General features: G+C 72.9%; 17 protein-coding genes. 7 read left to right on the top strand and 10 right to left on the bottom strand.

What is annotated here, in order from left to right; translation table 11 throughout:
• Position 1: 1 nt before the first annotated feature.
• The 4 genes from CLV35_RS05370 to CLV35_RS05355 all read right to left on the bottom strand — a co-directional run bounded on the left by CLV35_RS05370 (position 2) and on the right by CLV35_RS05355 (position 4,668).
• Positions 2-2,236: a polyribonucleotide nucleotidyltransferase gene (locus CLV35_RS05370; RefSeq protein WP_183061735.1), complete on the bottom strand. Its 2,235-nt coding sequence runs from the start codon at positions 2,234-2,236 to the stop codon at positions 2-4.
• A gap of 267 nt (positions 2,237-2,503) precedes the next feature.
• The gene (rpsO, locus tag CLV35_RS05365; RefSeq protein WP_121192454.1) at positions 2,504-2,773 is read right to left on the bottom strand and encodes a 30S ribosomal protein S15; all 270 of its coding nucleotides are present in this window, start codon (positions 2,771-2,773) and stop codon (positions 2,504-2,506) included.
• Positions 2,774-2,909: 136 nt separating this feature from the next.
• Positions 2,910-3,857 (bottom strand): bifunctional riboflavin kinase/FAD synthetase, encoded by a 948-nt coding sequence (locus CLV35_RS05360; RefSeq protein WP_121192453.1) that lies wholly within the window; start codon positions 3,855-3,857, stop codon positions 2,910-2,912.
• 43 nt (positions 3,858-3,900) lie between these two features.
• Positions 3,901-4,668 carry a DeoR/GlpR family DNA-binding transcription regulator gene (locus CLV35_RS05355; RefSeq protein WP_121192953.1) on the bottom strand — a complete coding sequence of 256 codons (768 nt, stop codon included), beginning with the start codon at positions 4,666-4,668 and terminating at the stop codon, positions 3,901-3,903.
• A 278-nt stretch (positions 4,669-4,946) separates the two neighbouring features.
• Here CLV35_RS05355 and CLV35_RS05350 point away from each other — a divergent pair, with 278 nt between their 5' ends.
• From CLV35_RS05350 to CLV35_RS05325, 6 genes are all read left to right on the top strand, one after another.
• Complete coding sequence (locus CLV35_RS05350; protein WP_121192452.1) at positions 4,947-6,347, top strand: ABC transporter substrate-binding protein; 1,401 nt, start codon at positions 4,947-4,949, stop codon at positions 6,345-6,347.
• Between the two features lie 4 nt (positions 6,348-6,351).
• Positions 6,352-7,296 (top strand): carbohydrate ABC transporter permease, encoded by a 945-nt coding sequence (locus CLV35_RS05345; protein ID WP_121192451.1) that lies wholly within the window; start codon positions 6,352-6,354, stop codon positions 7,294-7,296.
• An 8-nt stretch (positions 7,297-7,304) separates the two neighbouring features.
• Complete coding sequence (locus CLV35_RS05340) at positions 7,305-8,228, top strand: carbohydrate ABC transporter permease (RefSeq protein WP_121192952.1); 924 nt, start codon at positions 7,305-7,307, stop codon at positions 8,226-8,228.
• Positions 8,229-8,243: 15 nt separating this feature from the next.
• Positions 8,244-10,379 (top strand): alpha-galactosidase, encoded by a 2,136-nt coding sequence (locus tag CLV35_RS05335; RefSeq protein ID WP_121192450.1) that lies wholly within the window; start codon positions 8,244-8,246, stop codon positions 10,377-10,379.
• Positions 10,380-10,384: 5 nt separating this feature from the next.
• The gene (locus tag CLV35_RS05330; RefSeq protein WP_121192951.1) at positions 10,385-13,255 is read left to right on the top strand and encodes a glycoside hydrolase family 2 TIM barrel-domain containing protein; all 2,871 of its coding nucleotides are present in this window, start codon (positions 10,385-10,387) and stop codon (positions 13,253-13,255) included.
• A gap of 118 nt (positions 13,256-13,373) precedes the next feature.
• The gene (locus CLV35_RS05325; protein ID WP_121192449.1) at positions 13,374-13,874 is read left to right on the top strand and encodes a GyrI-like domain-containing protein; all 501 of its coding nucleotides are present in this window, start codon (positions 13,374-13,376) and stop codon (positions 13,872-13,874) included.
• 6 nt (positions 13,875-13,880) lie between these two features.
• On the opposite strand, the gene CLV35_RS05320 is transcribed toward CLV35_RS05325, so the two are convergent.
• Positions 13,881-14,585 carry an SDR family oxidoreductase gene (locus tag CLV35_RS05320; RefSeq protein WP_121192448.1) on the bottom strand — a complete coding sequence of 235 codons (705 nt, stop codon included), beginning with the start codon at positions 14,583-14,585 and terminating at the stop codon, positions 13,881-13,883.
• A 111-nt stretch (positions 14,586-14,696) separates the two neighbouring features.
• Here CLV35_RS05320 and CLV35_RS05315 point away from each other — a divergent pair, with 111 nt between their 5' ends.
• Positions 14,697-15,251: a winged helix-turn-helix transcriptional regulator gene (locus tag CLV35_RS05315; RefSeq protein ID WP_121192447.1), complete on the top strand. Its 555-nt coding sequence runs from the start codon at positions 14,697-14,699 to the stop codon at positions 15,249-15,251.
• Here CLV35_RS05315 and truB read toward each other — a convergent pair.
• The 5 genes from truB to infB all read right to left on the bottom strand — a co-directional run bounded on the left by truB (position 15,164) and on the right by infB (position 20,945).
• On the bottom strand, positions 15,164-16,048 hold the full coding sequence (gene truB, locus CLV35_RS05310) for a tRNA pseudouridine(55) synthase TruB (protein WP_121192950.1): 885 nt from the start codon (positions 16,046-16,048) through the stop codon (positions 15,164-15,166). The two genes, CLV35_RS05315 and truB, sit on opposite strands and share 88 nt — an antisense overlap.
• Positions 16,045-17,079, bottom strand: coding sequence for a DHH family phosphoesterase (locus CLV35_RS05305; RefSeq protein WP_121192446.1), 1,035 nt, complete (start codon positions 17,077-17,079; stop codon positions 16,045-16,047). The genes truB and CLV35_RS05305 overlap by 4 nt, the downstream gene beginning before the upstream one ends.
• On the bottom strand, positions 17,076-17,516 hold the full coding sequence (gene rbfA, locus CLV35_RS05300) for a 30S ribosome-binding factor RbfA (protein WP_121192445.1): 441 nt from the start codon (positions 17,514-17,516) through the stop codon (positions 17,076-17,078). The genes CLV35_RS05305 and rbfA overlap by 4 nt, the downstream gene beginning before the upstream one ends.
• Entirely contained in the window at positions 17,509-17,844 is a 336-nt protein-coding gene (locus CLV35_RS05295; protein WP_121192444.1) for a DUF503 domain-containing protein, read from the bottom strand. Before CLV35_RS05295 ends, rbfA begins: the two co-directional genes overlap by 8 nt.
• 122 nt (positions 17,845-17,966) lie before the next feature.
• Entirely contained in the window at positions 17,967-20,945 is a 2,979-nt protein-coding gene (gene infB, locus CLV35_RS20755) for a translation initiation factor IF-2 (RefSeq protein WP_121192443.1), read from the bottom strand.
• Positions 20,946-21,005: the final 60 nt, after the last annotated feature.

The raw sequence follows: 21,005 nt of genomic DNA, 5'->3' as shown, positions 1-21,005 counted from the left end.
GTCAGGCGTCGACGGTCGCGGCGTCAGCGCCCTCGGCCGCGGAGTCGGCGGACTCCTCGACCACCGGCACGAGCGAGAGCTTGCCGCGGGGGTCGATCTCGGCGATCTCGACCTGGATCTTCTGCCCGACCTTGACCACGTCCTCGACGTTCTCGACGCGCTTGCCACCGGCGATCTTGCGCAGCTGCGAGATGTGCAGCAGGCCGTCGCGGCCGGGGGTGAGGGCGACGAAGGCGCCGAAGGTGGTGGTCTTGACGACCGTGCCGAGGTAGCGCTCGCCGATCTCGGGCATCGTCGGGTTGGCGATGCCGTTGATGACGGTGCGCGCGGCCTCGGCGCTCGGGCCGTCGGCGGCACCGATGTAGATGGTGCCGTCGTCCTCGATCGAGATCTCGGCGCCGGTGTCCTCCTGGATCTGGTTGATCATCTTGCCCTTGGGGCCGATGACCTCGCCGATCTTGTCGGTCGGGATCTTGACCGTGATGATGCGCGGCGCGAACGGCGACATCTCGTCGGGCGCGTCGATGGCCTCGGCCATGACCTCGAGGATCTCGAGGCGGGCGTTGCGGGCCTGGGTGAGCGCGCCGGCCAGGACCGAGGCGGGGATGCCGTCGAGCTTGGTGTCGAGCTGGATCGCGGTCACGAACTCGGTGGTGCCGGCGACCTTGAAGTCCATGTCGCCGAACGCGTCCTCGGCACCGAGGATGTCGGTGAGCGCCGCGTAGCGGGTCTCGCCGTCGACGGTGTCGGAGACCAGGCCCATGGCGATGCCGGCGACCGGCGCGCGCAGCGGCACGCCGGCGTTGAGCAGCGACATGGTCGAGGCGCAGACCGAGCCCATCGACGTCGAGCCGTTGGAGCCCAGCGCCTCGGAGACCTGGCGGATCGCGTAGGGGAACTCCTCGCGCGCAGGCAGCACGGGCACGAGCGCCCGCTCGGCGAGCGCGCCGTGGCCGATCTCGCGGCGCTTGGGCGAGCCCACGCGGCCGGTCTCGCCGGTGCTGTAGGGCGGGAAGTTGTAGTTGTGCATGTAGCGCTTGCGCGTCACCGGCGACAGCGTGTCGAGCTGCTGCTCCATGCGCAGCATGTTGAGCGTCGTGACCCCGAGGATCTGGGTCTCGCCGCGCTCGAACAGCGCCGAGCCGTGGACGCGCGGGACGACCTCGACCTCGGCCGCGAGCGAGCGGATGTCGGCGAGGCCGCGGCCGTCGATGCGTACGTTGTCGCGCAGGATGCGCTCGCGCACCAGCTTCTTGGTCAGCGAGCGGAAGGCGCCGGAGAGCTCCTTCTCGCGCCCGGCGAACTGCTCGCCGAGGCGCTCGGAGACCAGGCCCTTGACGCGGTCGGTCTCGGCCTCGCGCTCCAGCTTGCCCGCGATGGTCAGGGCGGCGGAGAGCTCGGTGCTCACCGCGGCCTCGACGGCCTCGAAGGCGTCGGGCTGGTAGTCCGGGAAGAGCGGGAACTCGCGGGTCTCCTTGGCGGCCTCGGCCGCGACGCGCGACTGCGCCTCGCACAGGACCTTGATGAACGGCTTGGCCGCCTCGAGGCCCTCGGCGACGACCTCCTCGGTCGGGGCGCCCTGGCCCTCGTCCTTGATGAGGCTCCACGCGGACGGCGTGGCCTCCGCCTCGACCATCATGATCGCGACGTCGCCGTCGGCGACCACGCGGCCGGCCACGACCATGTCGAAGACCGAGCGCTCGCTCTGCTCGTGGGTCGGGAACGCCACCCACTGGCCCTCGATGAGCGCGACGCGGGTCGCGCCGATCGGGCCGCTGAAGGGCAGGCCGGCCAGCTGGGTCGAGAGCGACGCGGCGTTGATGGCGACGACGTCGTAGGGGTCCTGCGGGTTGAGCGACATGACCGTGACGACGACCTGGATCTCGTTGCGCAGGCCCTTGACGAACGAGGGGCGCAGCGGGCGGTCGATCAGGCGGCAGGTGAGGATCGCGTCCTCGCTGGGGCGGCCCTCGCGGCGGAAGAACGAGCCGGGGATCTTGCCCGCGGCGTACATCCGCTCCTCGACGTCGACCGTCAGCGGGAAGAAGTCGAACTGGTCCTTGGGGTTCTTCGACGCGGTGGTCGCCGAGAGCAGCATGGTCTCGTCGTCGAGGTAGGCGACGGCGGAGCCGGCGGCCTGCCGGGCGAGGCGCCCGGTCTCGAAGCGGACGGTGCGGGTGCCGAAGCGCCCGTTGTCGATGACGGCCTCGGCCGTGGTGATCTCCTGACCCGACACGGGTCCTCCTGTGGTGCTCGGGGGACGGTCCGCCGGGCGAGCTGCGTCTGGGCGCCGGTCTTCGAGAGAAGCCCTCGGGCGGCCGGCGCGGAGCCGGGTCCCGGGAGCCACTGCCGAGGACCGGGTGACGTCCTCGTCGGGCGGGCCGACCTCATCCTGGTGGTGTCGTCCTGCCTGGTGCAGGGCGTGTGGTTCGTGGAACCGGATGCGGACTGGCCCGGAAGCGGGCGGAGGGAGCAGCCCTGGGGCTGCTCCCTCCGTGCAGTGCTAGCGGCGCAGGCCGAGCCGCTCGATGAGCGAGCGGTAGCGCGCGATGTCGGTCTTGGCGAGGTACTGCAGGAGGCGGCGCCGACGGCCGACCAGCAGCAGCAGACCACGACGGCTGTGGTGGTCGTGCTTGTGGGTCTTCAGGTGCTCGGTGAGGTCGCGGATGCGCTGGCTGAGCAGCGCCACCTGGGCCTCCGGGGAACCCGTGTCGCCAGGGGTGAGGCTGTACTCGTCGAGGATGCGCTTCTTCGTGTCTGAGTCGAGGGGCACGCGGGGTCCTTCCGGGCTCGTTGCACGGTGCCCCGGGCTGTTCCGCGAGGCGCTCTCTGTCCGTGGCCGGTCGATGACGGCAGCTCCCAGGCTACCAGCCACGCGGCGACCGGCCCGTCGGCCGAGCTCGTGCTGCTCAGACGCCGAGCACGCGGGCGACCTCGACCACGTCGCGGTGCATCTGCTCGACCAGGGCCTCGATGCTGGTGAAGCGGACGGTGTCGCGGATGCGGGTGACGAAGTCGACCGCGACGTGCTCGTCGTAGAGGTCGAGCTCCTCGGGCCGGTCGTCGAAGCCCAGCACGTAGGCCTCCACCCGGCGCGCGACGCCGTCGAAGGTCGGGTTGGTGCCGATCGAGACGGCGGCGGGGAGCCGCTGGCCGGTGGCGGGGCGCAGCAGCCAGCCGGCGTAGATGCCGTCGGCCGGGATCGCCGCGTGCGGGCCGACGCCGAGGTTGGCCGTCGGGAAGCCGAGCTCGCGGCCGCGCTTGTCGCCGTGGGTGACCGGGCCCTCGAGCCGGTGGGGGCGGGACAGGGCGCGCGCGGCCACCTCCATCTCCCCGAGCGCGACCCGGTCGCGGACGTACGTGCTCGACCAGCGGTGCCCGGTGTCGCCGACCGGCGCCAGCGCGGTGACCTCGAACCCGCGCTCGGCGCCGAGCGCGCGCAGCGTCGTGATGTCGCCGGCGGCCCGGGCGCCGAAGCGGAAGTCCTCGCCGACGACGACCTCGGCGGCGCCGAGGGCGCCCACCAGCACGTCGTCGACGAACCGCTCGGGCGACCAGCCCGCCAGCTCGCGGTCGAAGGGCAGCACGAGGACGGCGTCCACGCCGACCTCGCCGAGCAGCTGGGCCCGGTGGTCGACAGTGGTCAGGGCCTTGGGAGCGAGCTCGGGGCGCAGCACCTCCAGCGGGTGCGGGTCGAAGGTGACCACGACCGCGGCGGCGCCGCGGCTGCGCGCGTGCGCGACGACCTCGGAGACCACCGCCCGGTGGCCGCGGTGGACGCCGTCGAAGACGCCGATGGTCACCACCGACGGCCCGTGGCTCGCCGGGACCGCGTCTACTCCTCGCCAGACCTGCACGGTGCCACAGCCTGCCAGACCGCCCCGGGCCGACCGACCGGCCTCAGCCGGCGAGCACGAGCTCGGTGCGCTGCGAGAGGTGCTCGCGCGCGTCGTCGGGGAGCGCCGCGTCGCTGACGACGACGTCGACGTCGTCGATGCGAGCGAAGCGGCTGAGCCCGATCGTGCCCCACTTGGTGTGGTCGGCCACGACGACCAGCCGGCCGCCGGCGGCGATCATCGCGCGGTTGGTCTCGGCCTCGAGCATGTTGGGCGTCGTCAGCCCTGCCTGGGCGTCGAGCCCGTGCACGCCCATGAACACCAGGTCGACGTGCAGGGAGTGCAGGGCGGCGACGGTGACGGTGCCGACGAGCGCCCGCGACGGCGTGCACTCGCCGCCGGTCAGCACCACCGTGCGGTCGTCGGAGTCGTTCTCCATCAGCGCTTCGGCGACCGGCAGCGAGTTGGTGACCACCGTGAGGCCCGGCACGGCGGTGAGCTGCTGCGCCAGCGCGGAGGTGGTGGTGCCGGCCGAGATCGCGACGGCGGCCCCGGGCTGCACGAGCGTCGCGGCACGGCGGGCGATCGCGTGCTTCTCCGCCGTCTGCCGTGACGACTTCGCCACGAACGTCGGCTCGTCGGAGGGACGGACCACCGGGCGCGTCGCGCCGCCGTGGACCTTCTCGGCCAGGCCTCGGCTCGCGAGGCTGTCGAGGTCGCGCCGGATCGTCATGTCCGAGACGCCGAGCCGGCGCACCAGCTCGCTCACGCGCACCGCTCCGGCGTTGTTGAGCTCCTCGAGGATCAGCGCCTGCCGCTGCGGTGCGAGCAGGCCCTGGACGGAGGTCACGGCGCCCACCCTGCCCCAGGAAGCGGACCAAGTCAACAAGTTCCAACAAGCCGGACCTCCACCCCCGCCAGTCGCCGGAACCGCTGAGGCGGCGCAGATCTGCCTGCCTCACAGCAGATCGTGTCCGTAGCGTTATCGACCCGGGGATTGACACGGCGTGTGCGGAGTCGTGGAATGGCGAGCAGTTCTGTTCGGTTCCGTTCGGTTCCTGCTCCACGGTGACACGACTCTGTCAGTTCGACCTCGTCAAGGAGAGCTCCATGACCCGTCGCTTCGGCCCGACCTCGCCCAGTCCGCGCGAGGTCGGCTTCCGCGTCGACCGCCGCACCATGCTCAAGGGCATCGCCGGAGCCGGCGCGCTCGCCGCCGTGCCCACGCTCGCCGCGTGCGGCGGCAGCAGCAGCCCGTCCGGCAGCAGCGCGCCCGCGAGCAGCTCGGGCGGGGCCGCCGCCTCGGCCGGCACCGGTTCCGCGGGTGGCGCCGGCGCGGCGAAGGGCACCATCACCTTCGGCTCCAACGGCTCCGACGCCGTCCCGAAGGCGGCCTACCAGGCCGTCGCCGACGCGTTCAAGGCCAAGAACTCCGGTGCCGACGTCAAGATCAACACCGTCGACCACAACACGTTCCAGGAGCAGATCAACTCCTACCTGCAGGGCAAGCCGGACGACGTCTTCACCTGGTTCGCCGGCTACCGCATGCGCTTCTTCGCGGCCAAGAACCTCGCGGGCGACATCAGCGACGTGTGGCAGAACATCGGGGCCGACTTCTCCGACGCCTTCAAGCAGGCCTCGACCGGCGACGACGGCAAGCAGTACTTCGTCCCGATCTACAACTACCCGTGGGCCGTGTTCTACCGAAAGAGCGTCTTCGAGAAGGGCGGCTACACCGTCCCCAAGACGTGGGACGAGCTCAAGGCGCTCGCCACCAAGATGAAGGGCGACGGCCTCGCGCCGGTCGGCTTCGCCGACAAGGACGGCTGGCCCGCCATGGGCACGTTCGACATCATCAACATGCGCGTCAACGGCTACCAGTTCCACGTCGACCTGATGGCCGGCAAGGAGTCGTGGGAGGACGCCAAGGTCAAGGACGTGTTCTCGCACTGGGCCGAGCTGCTCCAGTTCTCCGAGCAGGGTGCGCTCGGGCGCACCTGGCAGGAGGCCGCCGGCAACCTGAAGAACAAGAAGTCCGGGATGTACGTCCTCGGCTCGTTCGTCGGCCAGCAGTTCACGGGCGCCGACCTCGAGGACCTCGACTTCTTCGCGTTCCCCGAGATCAACCCCGAGCACGGCACCGACTCCATCGACGCCCCGATCGACGGGCTCATGATGGCCAAGAAGCCGAAGAACGAGGAGGGCGCCAAGGCGTTCCTCACCTACGTCGGCTCGGCCGAGGCGGAGAACACCTACCTCAAGACCGACTCGAACGACGTCGCGGCCAACAAGCAGGCCGACACCTCGGGCTACAACGCGCTGCAGAAGAAGGCCGCCGAGCTCATCGGCGCCTCCAAGAACATCGCGCAGTTCCTCGACCGCGACACGCGCCCCGACTTCGCCTCGACCGTCATCATCCCGTCGTTCCAGTCCTTCATCAAGAACCCGAAGGACATCGACGGGCTGACCAAGAACATCCAGTCCCAGGCCAAGTCCATCTTCGCGAGCTGAGCACATGGCAACCAGCACGCAGCAGCCTGCCGCGCCGACGGCGGGGGCCCCGGCCCCCCGCCGACGGCGCGGCAGCCGCCGCTTCTCCGGCAGGGACAAGCTCGTCCTCGGCCTCATGCTCGGCGTGCCCACGGTCCTGCACGTCGCGCTGGTCTGGCTGCCTGCGGTCCTCTCGGTCGTCCTGTCGTTCGGCAAGTGGGACGGCATCGGCGGGGTCAGCTCGATCAAGTGGGTGGGCGCTGACAACTACCACCAGATCGCGACCAACTACCCGCCGTTCTGGCCGGCGGTCCACCACAACCTCTACTGGCTCGGCGTCCTGCTGCTGATCGGGACGCCGCTCGGGCTGTTCTTCGCGATCCTGCTCGACAAGGAGCTCAAGGGCAGCAGGTTCTACCAGAGCGCGCTCTACACGCCGGTGGTCCTGTCGCTCGCCCTCGTCGGCTTCATCTGGACGCTGATCTACTCCAACGACCAGGGCCTCATCAACAACGCCTTCGGCTCGCACGTCGACTGGCTCGGCAACCCGAAGGTCAACATCTGGGCCGTCCTGGTCGCCGCGACGTGGAAGCACGTCGGCTACATCATGGTGCTCTACCTGGCGGGCCTGAAGAGCGTCGACACCTCCATCAAGGAGGCCTCGTCGATCGACGGTGCGACCGAGGTGCAGACGTTCCGCTACGTCGTCTTCCCGGCGCTGCGGCCCGTCAACGTCGTCGTCCTGGTCGTGACGGTGATCGAGTCGCTGCGTGCCTTCGACATCGTCTACATCCTCAACGGCGGCACCAACGGGCTCGAGCTGCTCTCGGTGCTGATCACCCAGAACATCCTCGGCGAGGCGAGCCGGCTCGGCTTCGGGTCAGCCATAGCGGTGATCCTGCTGGTCATCTCGCTCACGTTCATCATCACCTACCTGGTCAACACGTTCCGCAGAGAGGCCGAGTCGTGAGCACCTCCATCGGCGTCGAGACCCCGGCGCGCACGCGCGGGTCGTCCGCTGAGCGCAGGGAGGGCAAGGCGCCCCTGCGCCCTGCCCGGGTCGTGCTGCAGGTCTTCCTCGCCGTCACCTCGCTCGTGTGGCTGTTCCCGCTGCTCTACGCGGTCTACACCGCCCTGCGCCCCTACCAGGACACGGCGGGCAACGCGCGCGGCTACTTCTCGCTCGGCGGCCACTACAACTTCAAGAACTTCACCGACGCGTGGACGCAGGCGGACTTCCCGCACTACTTCGTCAACACGCTGATCGTCACGGCACCCTCGCTCGTGCTGATCCTGATCCTGTCCTCGATGGTCGCGTTCGGCCTGTCACGCTTCAACTTCAAGGGCAACCTGCTGCTGCTCATGATCTTCACGGCCGGCAACCTGCTGCCGCAGCAGGTGCTCATCACCCCGCTCTACCGGCTCTACATCAAGGTGCCGCTGCCGGGGTGGATGAGCGACTCGGGGACGCTCTACGACTCCTACTGGGGCCTCATCCTCATCCACGTGGCCTTCCAGATCGGCTTCTGCACCTTCGTCCTCAGCAACTACATGAAGACGCTGCCGCACGAGCTGACCGAGGCCGCCCTGGTCGACGGGGCGTCGGTGTGGCGGCAGTACTACCAGATCGTGCTCCCGCTGTGCCGTGCGCCGTTCGCGGCCCTCGCCACGTTGGAGTTCACCTGGATCTACAACGACTTCTTCTGGGCCACCGTCCTCGTGCAGAGCGGTGACAAGAAGCCCATCACGTCGGCGCTGGCCAACCTCCACGGCCAGTACTTCACCAACAACAACCTCATCGCCGCAGCCTCGCTGCTGACGGCCATCCCCACGCTGATCGTGTACTTCGCGCTGCAGCGCCAATTCATCGGCGGCCTCACGGTCGGCGCCACCAAGGGCTGAGAGAGACACACCTGCATGAGCTCCACCATCCACCTGCGCGCGTCCGGAACCAGCCTGGTCATCGACGCCTCCGGCCCCCACTCCCCCGGGGTGGTGCACTGGGGCGCCGACCTCGGCGACCTCGGCGAGGAGGAGCTCGGCTCGCTGCTCGCCGCCGGCGCGCAGCCGGTGGTCAACGGCAACCAGGACACAGCCGTACCCCTCGCCCTGCTCCCGGAGCACACCACCGGGTGGCGCGGGCGTCCTGGCCTGCTGGGCTCGCGGCCCGACGGCTCGGACTGGGCGCCCGTGTTCACGTTCGAGTCCGCGCAGGTGGAGGGCCAGCGCGTACGCCTGCGCTCGGTCTCCGAGCGCTCGGGCCTCGGTCTCGTCAGCGAGCTCGAGCTGGAGCCCTCGGGCGTGCTGCGGGCACGCCACGTCCTCGAGAACCGGGCAGCGACGGCGTACGCGGTCGAGAGCCTCGTCGTCGCGCTCCCGGTGCCGGTGCGCGCCGGCGAGCTGATGGACTTCACCGGCCGGTGGATCCGTGAGAAGTCCCCTCAGCGCCACGCGTTCCCGGTCGGCACCTGGCTGCGCGAGGCGCGCCAGGGCCGCCCGGGCCACGACAACGTGACGGTGCTGATGGCGGTCACGCCCGACCTCGGCTTCCGCCGGGGCGAGGCGTGGGGCGTGCACCTCGGGTGGAGCGGCAACAGCACGGTGTGGGCCGAGCGCACGCCGCTCGGGCTCGGCGTCCTGGCCGCGGGCGAGCTGCTGCAGCCGGGCGAGCTGGTGCTGGGGCAGGGCGAGACCTACGCGACGCCGTGGGTCTACGCGGTGCACTCCGGCGCCGGGCTCGACGGGGTGAGCGAGGCCTACCACGACTACCTGCGCGCCCGGCCGCAGCACCCGTCGCCCACCGGGCGGCCGCGGCCGGTCACGCTCAACGTCTGGGAGGCGGTCTACTTCGACCACGACCTGGACCGGCTGACCGCCCTGGCCGACGTGGCCGCCGAGCTGGGCGTCGAGCGCTTCGTGCTCGACGACGGCTGGTTCCGCCACCGCCGCGACGACACAGCAGGGCTGGGCGACTGGTACGTCGACGAGACCGTGTGGCCGCAGGGCCTCGCACCGCTCGCCGACGCGCTGCAGGAGCGCGGGATGGAGTTCGGCCTGTGGTTCGAGCCGGAGATGGTCAACCCCGACTCCGACCTCGCGCGCGCGCACCCCGACTGGCTGCTCGGCGCCTCCAGCGGCCTGCCGGCCGACACCCGCAACCAGCAGGTGCTCGACCTGGGGCAGCCGGCGGTCTGGGACTACCTGCTCGAGCGCATCGACGCGATCCTCAGCGACGTCCCCATCGGCTACGTCAAGTGGGACCACAACCGCATGCTGGTCGGGGCGTCGACGATCGGCGGCCGCGCCGGGGTCCACCGGCAGACCGAGGCGGTCTACGCGCTGTTCGACGAGCTGCGCCGCCGCCACCCCGGCGTCGAGTTCGAGAGCTGCGCCTCCGGCGGCGCGCGCGTCGACCTCGGCATCCTCGAGCGCACCGACCGGGTGTGGACCAGCGACTGCAACGACGCGCTCGAGCGCCAGTCGATCCAGCGCTGGACCGCCCAGCTGCTCCCCCTCGAGCTGATCGGCGCCCACGTGGGCCCGACCCGCTCGCACACGACCGACCGCACCCACGACCTGAGCTTCCGCGCCGCCACCGCGCTGTTCGGCCACTTCGGCATCGAGTGGGACGTGACTCGCGCGAGCGCCGACGAGCGCGCCGAGCTCGGGCGCTGGATCGAGCTCTACAAGCGGCTGCGCCCGCTGCTGCACACGGGCACCGTCGTGCGGGCCGACTCCCCCGACCCGGCGCTGTGGCTGCACGGCGTCGTGGCCAAGGACCGGCGCACCGCCGTCTACGCGGAGGTGCGGATGGCGACCTCGCCGCTCGAGTGGCCCGGCCCGCAGCAGCTGCCCGGGCTCGACCCCGACGCGCGCTACCGCGTCGTGGTCTCGACGCCTGAGCCGCGTCCGCGCTCGACCACCAACCACCTCCTCGCCGTCGAGCAGGAGGGCGGTGTCGTGCTGACCGGCCGCGCCCTGGCGACCGCCGGACTGCAGCTGCCGCTGACCCAACCCGAGCACGCCGTGATCCTGGAGGCGACCGCACTGTGAGCCCGATCGACCGCATCCGCTCCTATGCGCCCGGCGCCGGACGGCTGCCCGCGCGGGCCTCGCTGCCCTCGGACGCGCCGCGCATCTCCCTCGACGGCGAGTGGGCGTTCCGCCTGCACCCGGCGGTCCCGGCCACCGACGAGGTGCCCGACCCCTCGACCGGCGAGGGGTGGGGCGCCATCGCGGTCCCGGGCATGTGGCAGCTGCAGGGCCACGGGTCGCCGGCCTACACCAACGTGCGCTTCCCCTTCCCCGTCGAGCCGCCGGTCGTCCCGGACGCCAACCCGACCGGCGACTACGTGAGGACCGTGACCGTCCCCGAGGAGTGGGTCGGCCAGGAGGCGGTACTGCGCTTCGAGGGTGCCGACGCCCACCTGACCGTCTGGGTCAACGGCGAGCTGCTCGGCTGGTCGACCGGCAGCCGGCTGGCCGCCGAGTTCGCCGTGGGCCACCTCCTGGTCGCCGGCGAGAACGTCGTCGTGGCGCGGGTGTCGCAGTGGGCGGCCAGCAGCTACCTCGAGGACCAGGACATGTGGTGGATGTCCGGACTCTTCCGCAGCGTCTCCCTGCAGCTGCGGCCGGCCGGCGGCATCGACGACGTCTTCGTCCACGCCGACTACGACGAGACCACCGGCGGCGGCCGGCTGCTGGTCGAGGCGGCTCCCCTGGCGCGCATCAGCGTCGAGGAGCTCGGCCTCGCCGACGTCCCGGCCGGCACTGCGGTCGAGATCGCCTCTGTGGAGCCGTGGTCTGCAGAGGTCCCCCGCCTCTACGAGGTGGTGGTGGCCACCGACAGCGAGACGGTGACCCTGCGCGTGGGGTTCCGCAGCGTACGCATCGACGGCGACGTGCTCAAGGTCAACGGGCGTCCGGTGCTCCTGCGCGGCGTCAACCGCCACGAGTGGCACCCCGACACCGGTCGCGCGGTCGACGCCGACACGATGCTGCGCGACGTGCTGCTGATGAAGACCCACAACATCAACGCCGTACGCACCAGCCACTACCCGCCGCACCCCGACTTCGTGCGCCTCTGCGACGAGTACGGGCTCTACGTCGTCCTCGAGAACGACCTCGAGACCCACGGCTTCGAGCCGAACGGCTGGCGCCAGAACCCCAGCGACGACCTGCGCTGGCGAGACGCCTACCTCGACCGCATGACCCGCACCCTCGAGCGCGACAAGAACTCCCCCAGCGTGATCCTGTGGTCGCTCGGCAACGAGTCGGGCCACGGGCGCAACCTCGCCGCCATGGCCGAGTGGATCCACCGGCGCGACCCCAGCCGTCCGGTGCACTACGAGGGCGACTGGGACAGCGGCTACGTCGACGTCTACAGCCGGATGTACGCGACCCACGCCGAGGTCGACGCGATCGGCCGCCACGAGGAGCCGCTCACCGTCGACCCGGCGCTCGACGCGCACCGGCGCTCGATCCCGTTCGTGCAGTGCGAGTACGCCCACGCGATGGGCAACGGTCCCGGCGGGCTGACGGAGTACCAGCAGCTCTTCGAGGCCTACGACCGCTGCTGCGGCGGGTTCGTGTGGGAGTGGATCGACCACGGCATCCGGCAGCGGACGCCTGACGGCACGGAGTTCTTCGCCTACGGCGGCGACTTCGGCGAGCCGCTGCACGACTCGAACTTCGTGGCCGACGGGCTCGTCCTGCCCGACCGCACGCCGTCGCCGGGCCTGCTCGAGTTCAAGAAGGTCGTCGAGCCCGTGCGCACCGCGATCGACGCCGGCACCCGGCAGGTCGTCGTCACGAACCTCCACGAGGTCCGGACCACCGCGTACCTCTCGTTCGGGTGGAGCACCTCCGAGGGCGGCGAGGCCACCGGCGCGGGGACGCTCGACGTGCCCGAGGTCGGGCCCGGCGAGAGCGTCACCGTGGCGTTGCCGCCGCTGCCCGCCGCCACGGCCGACGCCGAGGTCACGGTGAGCGCGGTGCTCGCGGCCGACGAGCCGTGGGCCCCGGCCGGTCACGAGGTCTCGTGGGGACAGGCCGAGTACGCGTCGCGTCCTCCCGTCGACGTCCTGGCCTTCGCCACGCCGGCGCGCGTGGACGGCGACTCGTACGCGGTGGGCCCGGCCCGCTTCGACCGCGGCACCGGGCGGCTGCGCTCGCTGGGCGGTGTCGAGGTGCTCGATGCGCCGGCGCTGGTCGTCTGGCGGGCGCCCACCGACAACGACATGGGCTACCACGGGCCGAACCAGCTCGCCGTCGAGTGGCGCGCGCTCGGGCTCGACCGGATGGTGCGCCGGCTCGAGCTGGTCGAGGAGCAGTCGGCCGGTCTGCGGCTGCGCGAGCGCTACGCACCGGCCGCCGCCGACGTGGCGCTCCTGGTGACCCAGTCGTGGAGCGGCACGGGTGACGCGCTGCGCCTGCGGGTCGACGTCGAGCCCGAGGGCGGGTGGCCGGTCGTGCTCCCGCGGCTCGGTCTGCGGTTCTCGCTGCCGGCAGCGGTGTCCGACGTGTCGTGGTCCGGGCTCGGGCCGGGCGAGAGCTACCCCGACTCGGTCCGGGCCGCGCGACTCGGCCGGTGGTCCTCGAGCGTCGACGGGCTGCAGACGCCCTATGTCATGCCGCAGGAGAACGGGCACCGCTCGGGCGTCCGCTGGGCCGAGCTCACCGGCGGCGGGACTGCCGGGCTGCGGGTCGAGGGGTCGCCGGAGTTCGGGCTGACGGTCCGCCGGTGGACCTCCGAGCAGCTGACCGCCGCCCGGCACACGCCGGACCTGGTGCCCGGCGACCGGGTGTGGGTCGAGCTCGACCTGGCCCAGTCGGGCCTCGGCTCCGCGTCGTGCGGGCCGGGCGTGCTCCCGGCCTACCAGCTGCCGGCCCAGCCGAGATCGCTCACCCTGCGGTTCTCCACCGTCTGACGCCCGCCCCGCCCCCTCGCGATCATCCGCGGCCGGGCGGGGTGACCGGGCGGCAGGGCGATGAGTTCCCGCGCCCTGGCTCGTCACCTCGGAGGACGACGAGACCTCAGGGGGCCCGATGTTCGAGGTGCGACGCAGGGCGGTGCCGGAGCAGGTCGCGGTGGTCGAGCGCCGCGCGGTCGACCAGGCGCAGCTGGAGGAGTGGCTGCCCGGGGCCATGGCCCGGGTGTGGGCACAGGCGCAGCAGCACAGGCCCCTGGACACCCGTGCCTGGCCCTACCTCGAGCGCGGCTCCCTCGCGCCGGAGCCCGTCTTCGTGGTCGTCTACCGCGGAGACCCGCACGAGGGACCGGCCGAGGTAGAGGTCTGCTCCCCGGTGGCGCCGGACTCGCCGGGCGACGGGCTCGCCGTCGTGCCGGCCCGCTCCGAGGCGTTCGTGCGGGTGACCCGGCGGACCGTCGACGACGGCCGCCTCGGCGAGGTCTACGCGACGCTGCAGCGGTGGGCCGCCGGGTCCGGCCTGGAGCTCGACGGCCCGCCCTGCGAGACCTACTGGACCGACTTCAACGCTGCCCGACCAGACGACGAGGTCTTCGACGTCGGCTGGGGCGTGCGCTGAGGGGGTTCAGCTCGCGGCGAGCTGCGGGTAGAGCGCGGAGACGTGGGCTCCGAGCGCGCCCTTGACCGACCGGCTCGTCTCGTCGGCCAGGATCTCCACCTCGCCGGCCTCGACGGCGTCGAGCGCGACGCGCACGACGTCGGCCGGGTCGTTCTTGGGCGCGTCCACGCCGGCGGTCATGTCGGTGTCGGTGTAGCCGAGGTGCAGCGCGCTGACGAGGGTGCCCTGCTCGGCGAGCTCCAGGCGTACGCCGTTGGTGAGCGCCCACTCGGCCGCCTTCGCCGCGGAGTAGGCGCCGGTGGTCGGGAACGAGACCCACGACAGCGCCGAGAGGACGTTGAGGACGGCACCTCCCCCGTTGCGGGCGAGCACCGGCGCGAAGGCGCGCACGACCGACAGCGTCCCGAAGTAGTGCGTCTCCATCTCACGGCGCACCTCCGCGAGATCGCCGCCCACGAGCTGCGCGCCGGTCGAGATGCCCGCGTTGTTGACCAGCAGGTCGACGTCCTGCGCCGCGGTCGCCGCGGCGAGCACCGAGTCCGGATCGGTGATGTCCAGGGCCAGCACCGTGGCACCCGGGACGTCCACAGTCTCGGGGTTGCGGGCGGTGGCGTAGACGGTGGCCCCGCGCTCGAGGAGCTGGAGCGCGAAGTGGCGACCGATGCCGCGGTTGGCGCCCGTGACGAGGGCGGTCGAGCCGGCGATCTGCATGAGGTCCTCCGAGGAGTTGTGGTTGCCCCACCGGCAACCGCCCATCTGGGTTGGTTGTTCCTACTCAGCAAGGCTGGGGTCGGATCCGGCGGGCGAGGCAGACTGGGCGGCATGCGGTCGAGCCCAGGAGTCCCGTTCTGCCCCATCGAGCGCAGCCTCCAGGTGGTCGGCGAGCGATGGACGCTGCTGGTGCTCCGCGAGGCGGTGTCGGGCGCGACGCGCTTCTCCGAGTTCCGCGACGCGCTCGGCGTCGCCGCCGACGTGCTCTCCGACCGGCTGGCGACACTCGTCCGCGCCGGTGTGCTGGAGAAGCGCCCCTACCAGGAGGCCGGCGCGCGGCTGCGCGAGAGCTACCACCTCACGCCCGCGGGCGAGGAGCTGCGGCTGGTGCTCGGCGCGCTGCAGGAGTGGGGCGACCGGCACCTGCCGATCGAGGGCGGGCCGGTCGCGCGGGCGGTGACCCGCGACGGCGTACCGGTGCACGTCGCCTTCGCCGACGACGCGTGTGCTGCGCACCCGGCGCCCGAGGTGGAGTTCGTCCGCCGTTCGCCTCCCGCCGACTGGCCGGGACGCCGCGCTCAGCCCGCAGCGACGAAGGTGGCGAAGGGCTTGGCGCGCCCGTCGACCTCCTCGACCAGCGCGAGCAGCTCGCCGCCCGGACCGTAGACCCCGACCGGGCCGGGCCCCAGCCCGACGGCCGGCAGCGCGACGCCGTAGCCGACGAGCCGGGCCTGCTCGGCGTCGACGTCGCGGCGCGGGAAGGCACGCCCGGCCGCCGCCGGCAGCGGCAGCACCACCAGCTCGTCCTCGAGCTGCTCGAGCGTGCGCGCGTCGGCGAGCGTCCACGGGCCGACGCGCGTACGCCGCAGCGCCGTCAGGTGCCCACCCACCCCCAGCGACGCGCCGAGGTCACGGGCGAGCGCGCGCACGTAGGTGCCGCTCGAGCAGACCACCTCTGCGCGCAGGTCGAGCCGGGTACCGTCGGCGACCGGGTCGTCGAGAGCGAAGCGGGAGACGACCACCGGGCGTGCTGCGAGCTCGACCGCCTCGCCGTCGCGGACGCGCTTGTAGGCCCGCTCGCCGTTGACCTTGATCGCGCTGACCGACGACGGCACCTGCGAGATCTCGCCCGTCAGGGGCGCGGCGGCGGCCCGCGCGTCGTCCAGCGACACCCCCGACGCGTCGGCCGAGGACACCAGCTCACCCTCGGCGTCGTCGGTGGTGGTCGACTCCCCGAGGCGGATCGTCGCGCTGTAGGCCTTGTCGCCCGCCGCGATGTGGCCGAGCAGGCGGGTCGCCCGGCCGACGCCCACGACGAGCACGCCGGTCGCCATCGGGTCGAGCGTGCCGGCGTGCCCGACGCGGCGGGTGCGGGCGATCCTCCGCAGCCGCGACACGACGTCGTGGGAGGTCAAGCCGGCCGGCTTGTCGACCACCACCAGGCCCTCGGGAGCCTCGCTCACGCGACCTCGTCGGTCGGCACGCCGGCGAGCGCGTCGAGCACGGCCTCGAGCGCCTGCTCGAGCGACCCGGGCAGCGTCGCGCCGGCCGCCATCCGGTGGCCGCCGCCCCCGAGCGCGACAGCGACCGCCGAGACGTCGACCGCGCCCTTGGAGCGCAGCGAGAGCCGCCAGGCCCCCGCGTCGTCCTCGAGCAGCACGCCGGCGGTGTCGATCTCGGCAGCCCGGCGCACCGCGTCGACCACGGGTGCCAGGTCCTCGACCGCGAGCCCCGCCGCGCGGCGCTCGACGGCCGGCACCCACGTGGTGACCAGCCCGTGCCCGTCCAGAGCGCCCGGCGCGATTCGCGCGCGGCACAGCGCCGCACCCAGCACGGGCAGGAACGCGACGGGCACGTCGTCCAGCACGGCCCGGCTCAGCGCGGCAGCCTCGGCGCCCGCCTCGACGAGCCGGGCGGCCAGCCGCAGCGAGGCCGGAGTGGTGCTCGGGTGGCGGAAGGAGCCGGTGTCGGTCACCAGCCCGACCCACAGGCACCCGGCGATGGTCGGGTCGAGGGGCACCGCGAGCCGGTCGACGAGGGCCGCGGCGAGCACGGCGGTCGCCGGTGCGCTCGGGTCGAGGGCCGTGACCTGCGCGAAGGGCACGTGCGAGGCATGGTGGTCGAGCGCGGTGACCGCCTGGGCGGTGTCGAGCAGCGGCTCGAGAAGGCCGAGCCGCCCGCGGGAGGCCAGGTCGAACGCGGCGAGCACGCCCGGGGCCCGCGGCACCCGGCTGGGCGGCACGACGAACTCGGCGTCCCACCCGGGCAGCACCCGCAGCGAGCGCGGCACGGCGAAGGGCTCCTCGCCCCACGACACCACCGCCTCGATGTCGAGGCTGCGCAGCGCGTGCGCCACCGCCAGGCTGGAGCCCAGGGCGTCGCCGTCGGGCGCGACGTGGGCGGCCAGCACGACCGGACCCGCTGGGTGCAGGAGCAGTGCCGCGACGTCGTCGAGCGCCGCGTCGAGCGTCGCGGCGGTCCCGGCGGCGCTCACTCCGCCGGGTCGGTGTCGTCGTCCTTGGTGCGGTAGGCGTCCGGCCCGGCCGCGTAGGTCGCGCCGGCGGCGACCCGGGACACCTCGGCGTCGGCCGCCGCGGCGGCCGCGAGCAGGTCCTCGATGTGCTTGGCGGTCTCGGGCACGACGTCGGCGCTGAAGGCGAGGGAGGGCGTGAAGCGTACGCCGGTCTGCCTCCCGACCTCGCTGCGCAGCACGCCCTTCGCGCTCTCCAGCGCCAGCGCGGTGGAGGTGCGCTCGGAGTCGTCGCCGAGGACGGTGTAGTAGACGGTGGCCTGCTGGAGGTCGTTGGTGACGCGTACGTCGGTGACCGTGACGAACCCGAGGCGGGGGTCCTTCACCTTGGTCTCCAGCATCTCCGCGACGATGACGCGGATCCGGTCGGCGAGCTTGCGAGCCCGTGCAGCATCAGCCATGGCTGGTGCTCCCTTCGCTGGAGGTGGCGGGGTAGTCGTCGTCGGGGCCCATCAGCCGCCGACGGGCGGAGAGCAGGTCGAGCTCGGGGCGAGCGGCCACGAGCCGCTCGCACGAGTCGAGCACCTCGCTGACGTGCCGGGCGTCGGCACCGGCGACCGCGACACCGATCAGCGCGCGGCGGTGGAGGTCGTGGTCGCCCACCTCAGCCGCGGAGACGGCGAAGCGGCGTACGAGCTCGGCGAGCACCGGGCGGACCAGCGAGCGCTTCTGCTTGAGCGAGTGCACGTCGCCGAGCAGCAGGTCGAGCTCGAGGGCGCCGACGTACATGCCGAGCCCTCCTCGTCAGCTGCCGCGTGCGGGCCGCGACGCCGGACGCCCGGCCCCGACCCGCCCGCCGGAGCGGGAGGTCGGGACCGAGCGTCGGGACGCGGGTGGAACAGGACCCTCGGTCAGACGCGAGGCTTCTCGCGCATCTCGAAGGTCTCGATCACGTCGTCGACCTTGATGTCGTTGAACGACCCCAGACCGATACCGCACTCGAAGCCCTCGCGAACCTCGGTCGCGTCGTCCTTGAAGCGGCGCAGCGAGCCGATCGAGAGGTTGTCGCCCACGACCACGCCGTCGCGGATGAGGCGCGCCTTGGAGTTGCGGCGGATCTCCCCGCTGCGCACCAGGCAGCCGGCGATGTTGCCGAACTTGCTCGAGCGGTAGACCTCGCGGATCTCCGCCGTGCCCAGCTGCACCTCTTCGTACTCCGGCTTGAGCAGGCCCTTGAGCGCTGCCTCGACCTCGTCGATCGCCTGGTAGATGACCGAGTAGTAGCGCACGTCGACGCCCTCGCGCTCGGCCAGCTCGCGCGCCTTGCCCTCGGGCCGGACGTTGAAGCCGATGATCACCGCGTCGGACGCCACGGCCAGCATGACGTTGTTCTCGGTGATCGCACCCACGCCGCGGTCGATGATGCGCAGGTCGACCTCCTCGCCCACGTCGAGCTGGAGGAGCGCGTCCTCCAGGGCCTCGACCGAGCCGGACACGTCGCCCTTGAGGATGAGGTTGAGCGTCTCGACCTTGCTGCGCTCGAGGAAGTCCTCGAGGCTGACCCGCTTGCGCGACTTGGCCAGCTGGGCGTTGCGCTCGGCGGCCTGCCGGCGCTCGGCGATCTGCCGGGCGATCCGGTCCTCCGGCGCCACGAGGAAGGTGTCACCGGCCCCCGGCACCGAGGTCAGACCGAGCACCTGCGCCGGGCGCGACGGGCCGGCGAACTCGATCGGGTCGCCGTTCTCGTCGAGCAGGGCGCGGACGCGGCCGAACGCGTCGCCGCAGACGATCGAGTCGCCGACGCGCAGGGTGCCGCGCTGGACGAGGACCGTCGCCACCGGGCCGCGACCGCGGTCGAGGCGGGCCTCGATCGCGGTGCCGCGGGCGTCGGCCGTCGGGTTGGCCACCAGCTCGAGCGAGGCGTCGGCGGTGAGCAGGACGGCTTCGAGCAGGTCGTCGATGCCGATGCCCGAGAGCGCCGACACGTCGACGAACATGGTGTCGCCGCCGTACTCCTCGGCCACCAGGCCGTACTCGGTGAGCTGGCCGCGGGCCTTGGTCGGGTCCGCACCCGGCTTGTCGATCTTGTTGACCGCGACCACGATCGGGACGTCGGCCGCCTGGGCGTGGTTGAGCGCCTCGATGGTCTGAGGCATCACGCCGTCGTCGGCCGCCACCACCAGGATGACGATGTCGGTCGTCTTGGCACCGCGGGCGCGCATGGCCGTGAAGGTCTCGTGGCCCGGGGTGTCGATGAAGGTGATGTCGCGGACGACGCCCTCGTGCTCGTGCGACACCTGGTAGGCGCCGACGTGCTGGGTGATGCCGCCGGCCTCGCGGGCCTGCACGTTGGTCTTGCGGATCGCGTCGAGCAGGCGGGTCTTGCCGTGGTCGACGTGGCCCATGACCGTGACGACCGGGGGACGCGGGGCCAGGTCGGCCTCGTCGTCCTCGAACTCGCCGCCGATGTCGAAGGACTCGAGCAGCTCGCGGTCCTCGTCCTCCGGGGAGACGACCTGCACGTCGAAGCCGAGCTCGGAGCCGAGCAGGCGGAACGTGTCCTCGTCGAGCGACTGGGTCGCGGTGGCCATCTCGCCGAGGCGGAACAGCACCGTCACCAGCGACGCCGGGTTGGCGCCGATCTTCTCGGCGAAGTCGGTCAGCGAGGAGCCGCGGCGCAGGCGCACCGGTGTCGTGCCGTCGCCCTGGGGGACGGACACGCCGCCGATCGAGGGCGCCTGCATGTTGTCGAACTCTTGACGCCGCTGCTTCTTGCTCTTGCGACCGCGCGCCGGCTTGCCGCCGGGACGGCCGAAGGCACCCGCTGTGCCGCCGCGGCCGCGCGGGCCGCCGCCGCCGCCGGGACGGCCGGCGAAGCCGCCGCCACCGCCGCCGGGACCACCGGCACCGGGACCGCCGCCGCCGGGACGGCCGGCGTAGCCGCCGCCACCGGGACGACCAGCACCGCCGGGCGCGCCGGGACGACCGGCACCGGGACCGCCGGGACGGCCGCCGGGACCGGGACGGCCCACGCCGCCCGGACCGGCCGGGCGCTGCTGCGGGCGCGGAGGCATCATGCCGGGGTTCGGGCGGGGACCGCCCGGACCGGCGGTGCCGCCCGGCCGCGGGCCGGGAGCACCCGGGCGCGGGCCGGCAGGACCGGCGGCGGGGGCGCCGGGGCGCCCCATGCCGCTGTTGCCGCCCGCGGTGAACGGGTTGTTGCCCGGGCGGGGACCGCCGGGGCGCTGCATGCCGGTGCTGCCACCGGCGCTGAACGGGTTGTTGCCCGGACGCGGACCGGCAGCGCCGGGACGCGGGGCACCGGGCCGAGGCGCACCGGCGGCGGGCGCCGGGCGGGACGCGGCCGGGGCGTCCGCCGAGGCCGCGGGGGCCACCGGTGCCGACGGCGCACCCGGGCGCGGAGCGCCCGGACGGGCCGGGGCCGCGGGAGCGGCCGGCGCGGCGGCCGAACCGGGACGCGGACCCTGCGGGCCGGCAGCGGGAGCCAGCGGAGCCGCCGGAGCCGCAGGGGCGCTCGGCTGGGCGGGACCAGGACGCGGACCGGCCGGCGCCGGCGCGGCGGCCGCGGCAGCCGGGCGCGGACCCGGGGTCGGCGCGGGAGCCTGGCCGGGAGCCGGGGTCGGGCCCGGCGTGGGGCCGGACGGACGGGGGGCGGCGGGGCGCGGCGCGCCGTCGGAGGCGCTCCCTGCCGCGGGGGCGGCGCCACCGGCGCCGCCGGGGAACTCGGACTTCAGCTTGCGGATGACAGGAGCCTCGACGGTCGACGACGCCGACCGGACGAACTCGCCCATCTCCTGGAGCTTGGCCAGGACGACCTTGCTCTCGACCCCGAACTCCTTGGCGAGTTCGTAGACCCGGACCTTTGCCACTGCTCTCCTTGTCAGGTCCGGATCCCCGTGCGGGGTCGGACCGCTAGTGCTGGTGCGACG

The sequence above is a fragment of the Motilibacter peucedani genome, assembly GCF_003634695.1.
Lineage (GTDB): Bacteria > Actinomycetota > Actinomycetes > Motilibacterales > Motilibacteraceae > Motilibacter > Motilibacter peucedani.
This window is presented reverse-complemented; position numbering and strand designations above follow the sequence as displayed.

Bases quoted from the DNA above. Each gene is read 5' to 3' on its own strand.
- CLV35_RS05335 (WP_121192450.1), top strand. From the start codon at position 8,244: ATGAGCTCCACCATCCACCTGCGCGCGTCCGGAACCAGCCTGGTCATC.
- rbfA (WP_121192445.1), bottom strand. From the start codon at position 17,516: ATGGCTGATGCTGCACGGGCTCGCAAGCTCGCCGACCGGATCCGCGTC.
- CLV35_RS05345 (WP_121192451.1), top strand. From the start codon at position 6,352: ATGGCAACCAGCACGCAGCAGCCTGCCGCGCCGACGGCGGGGGCCCCG.
- CLV35_RS05315 (WP_121192447.1), top strand. From the start codon at position 14,697: ATGCGGTCGAGCCCAGGAGTCCCGTTCTGCCCCATCGAGCGCAGCCTC.
- CLV35_RS05325 (WP_121192449.1), top strand. From the start codon at position 13,374: ATGTTCGAGGTGCGACGCAGGGCGGTGCCGGAGCAGGTCGCGGTGGTC.
- CLV35_RS05320 (WP_121192448.1), bottom strand. From the start codon at position 14,585: ATGCAGATCGCCGGCTCGACCGCCCTCGTCACGGGCGCCAACCGCGGC.
- CLV35_RS05350 (WP_121192452.1), top strand. From the start codon at position 4,947: ATGACCCGTCGCTTCGGCCCGACCTCGCCCAGTCCGCGCGAGGTCGGC.
- CLV35_RS05295 (WP_121192444.1), bottom strand. From the start codon at position 17,844: ATGTACGTCGGCGCCCTCGAGCTCGACCTGCTGCTCGGCGACGTGCAC.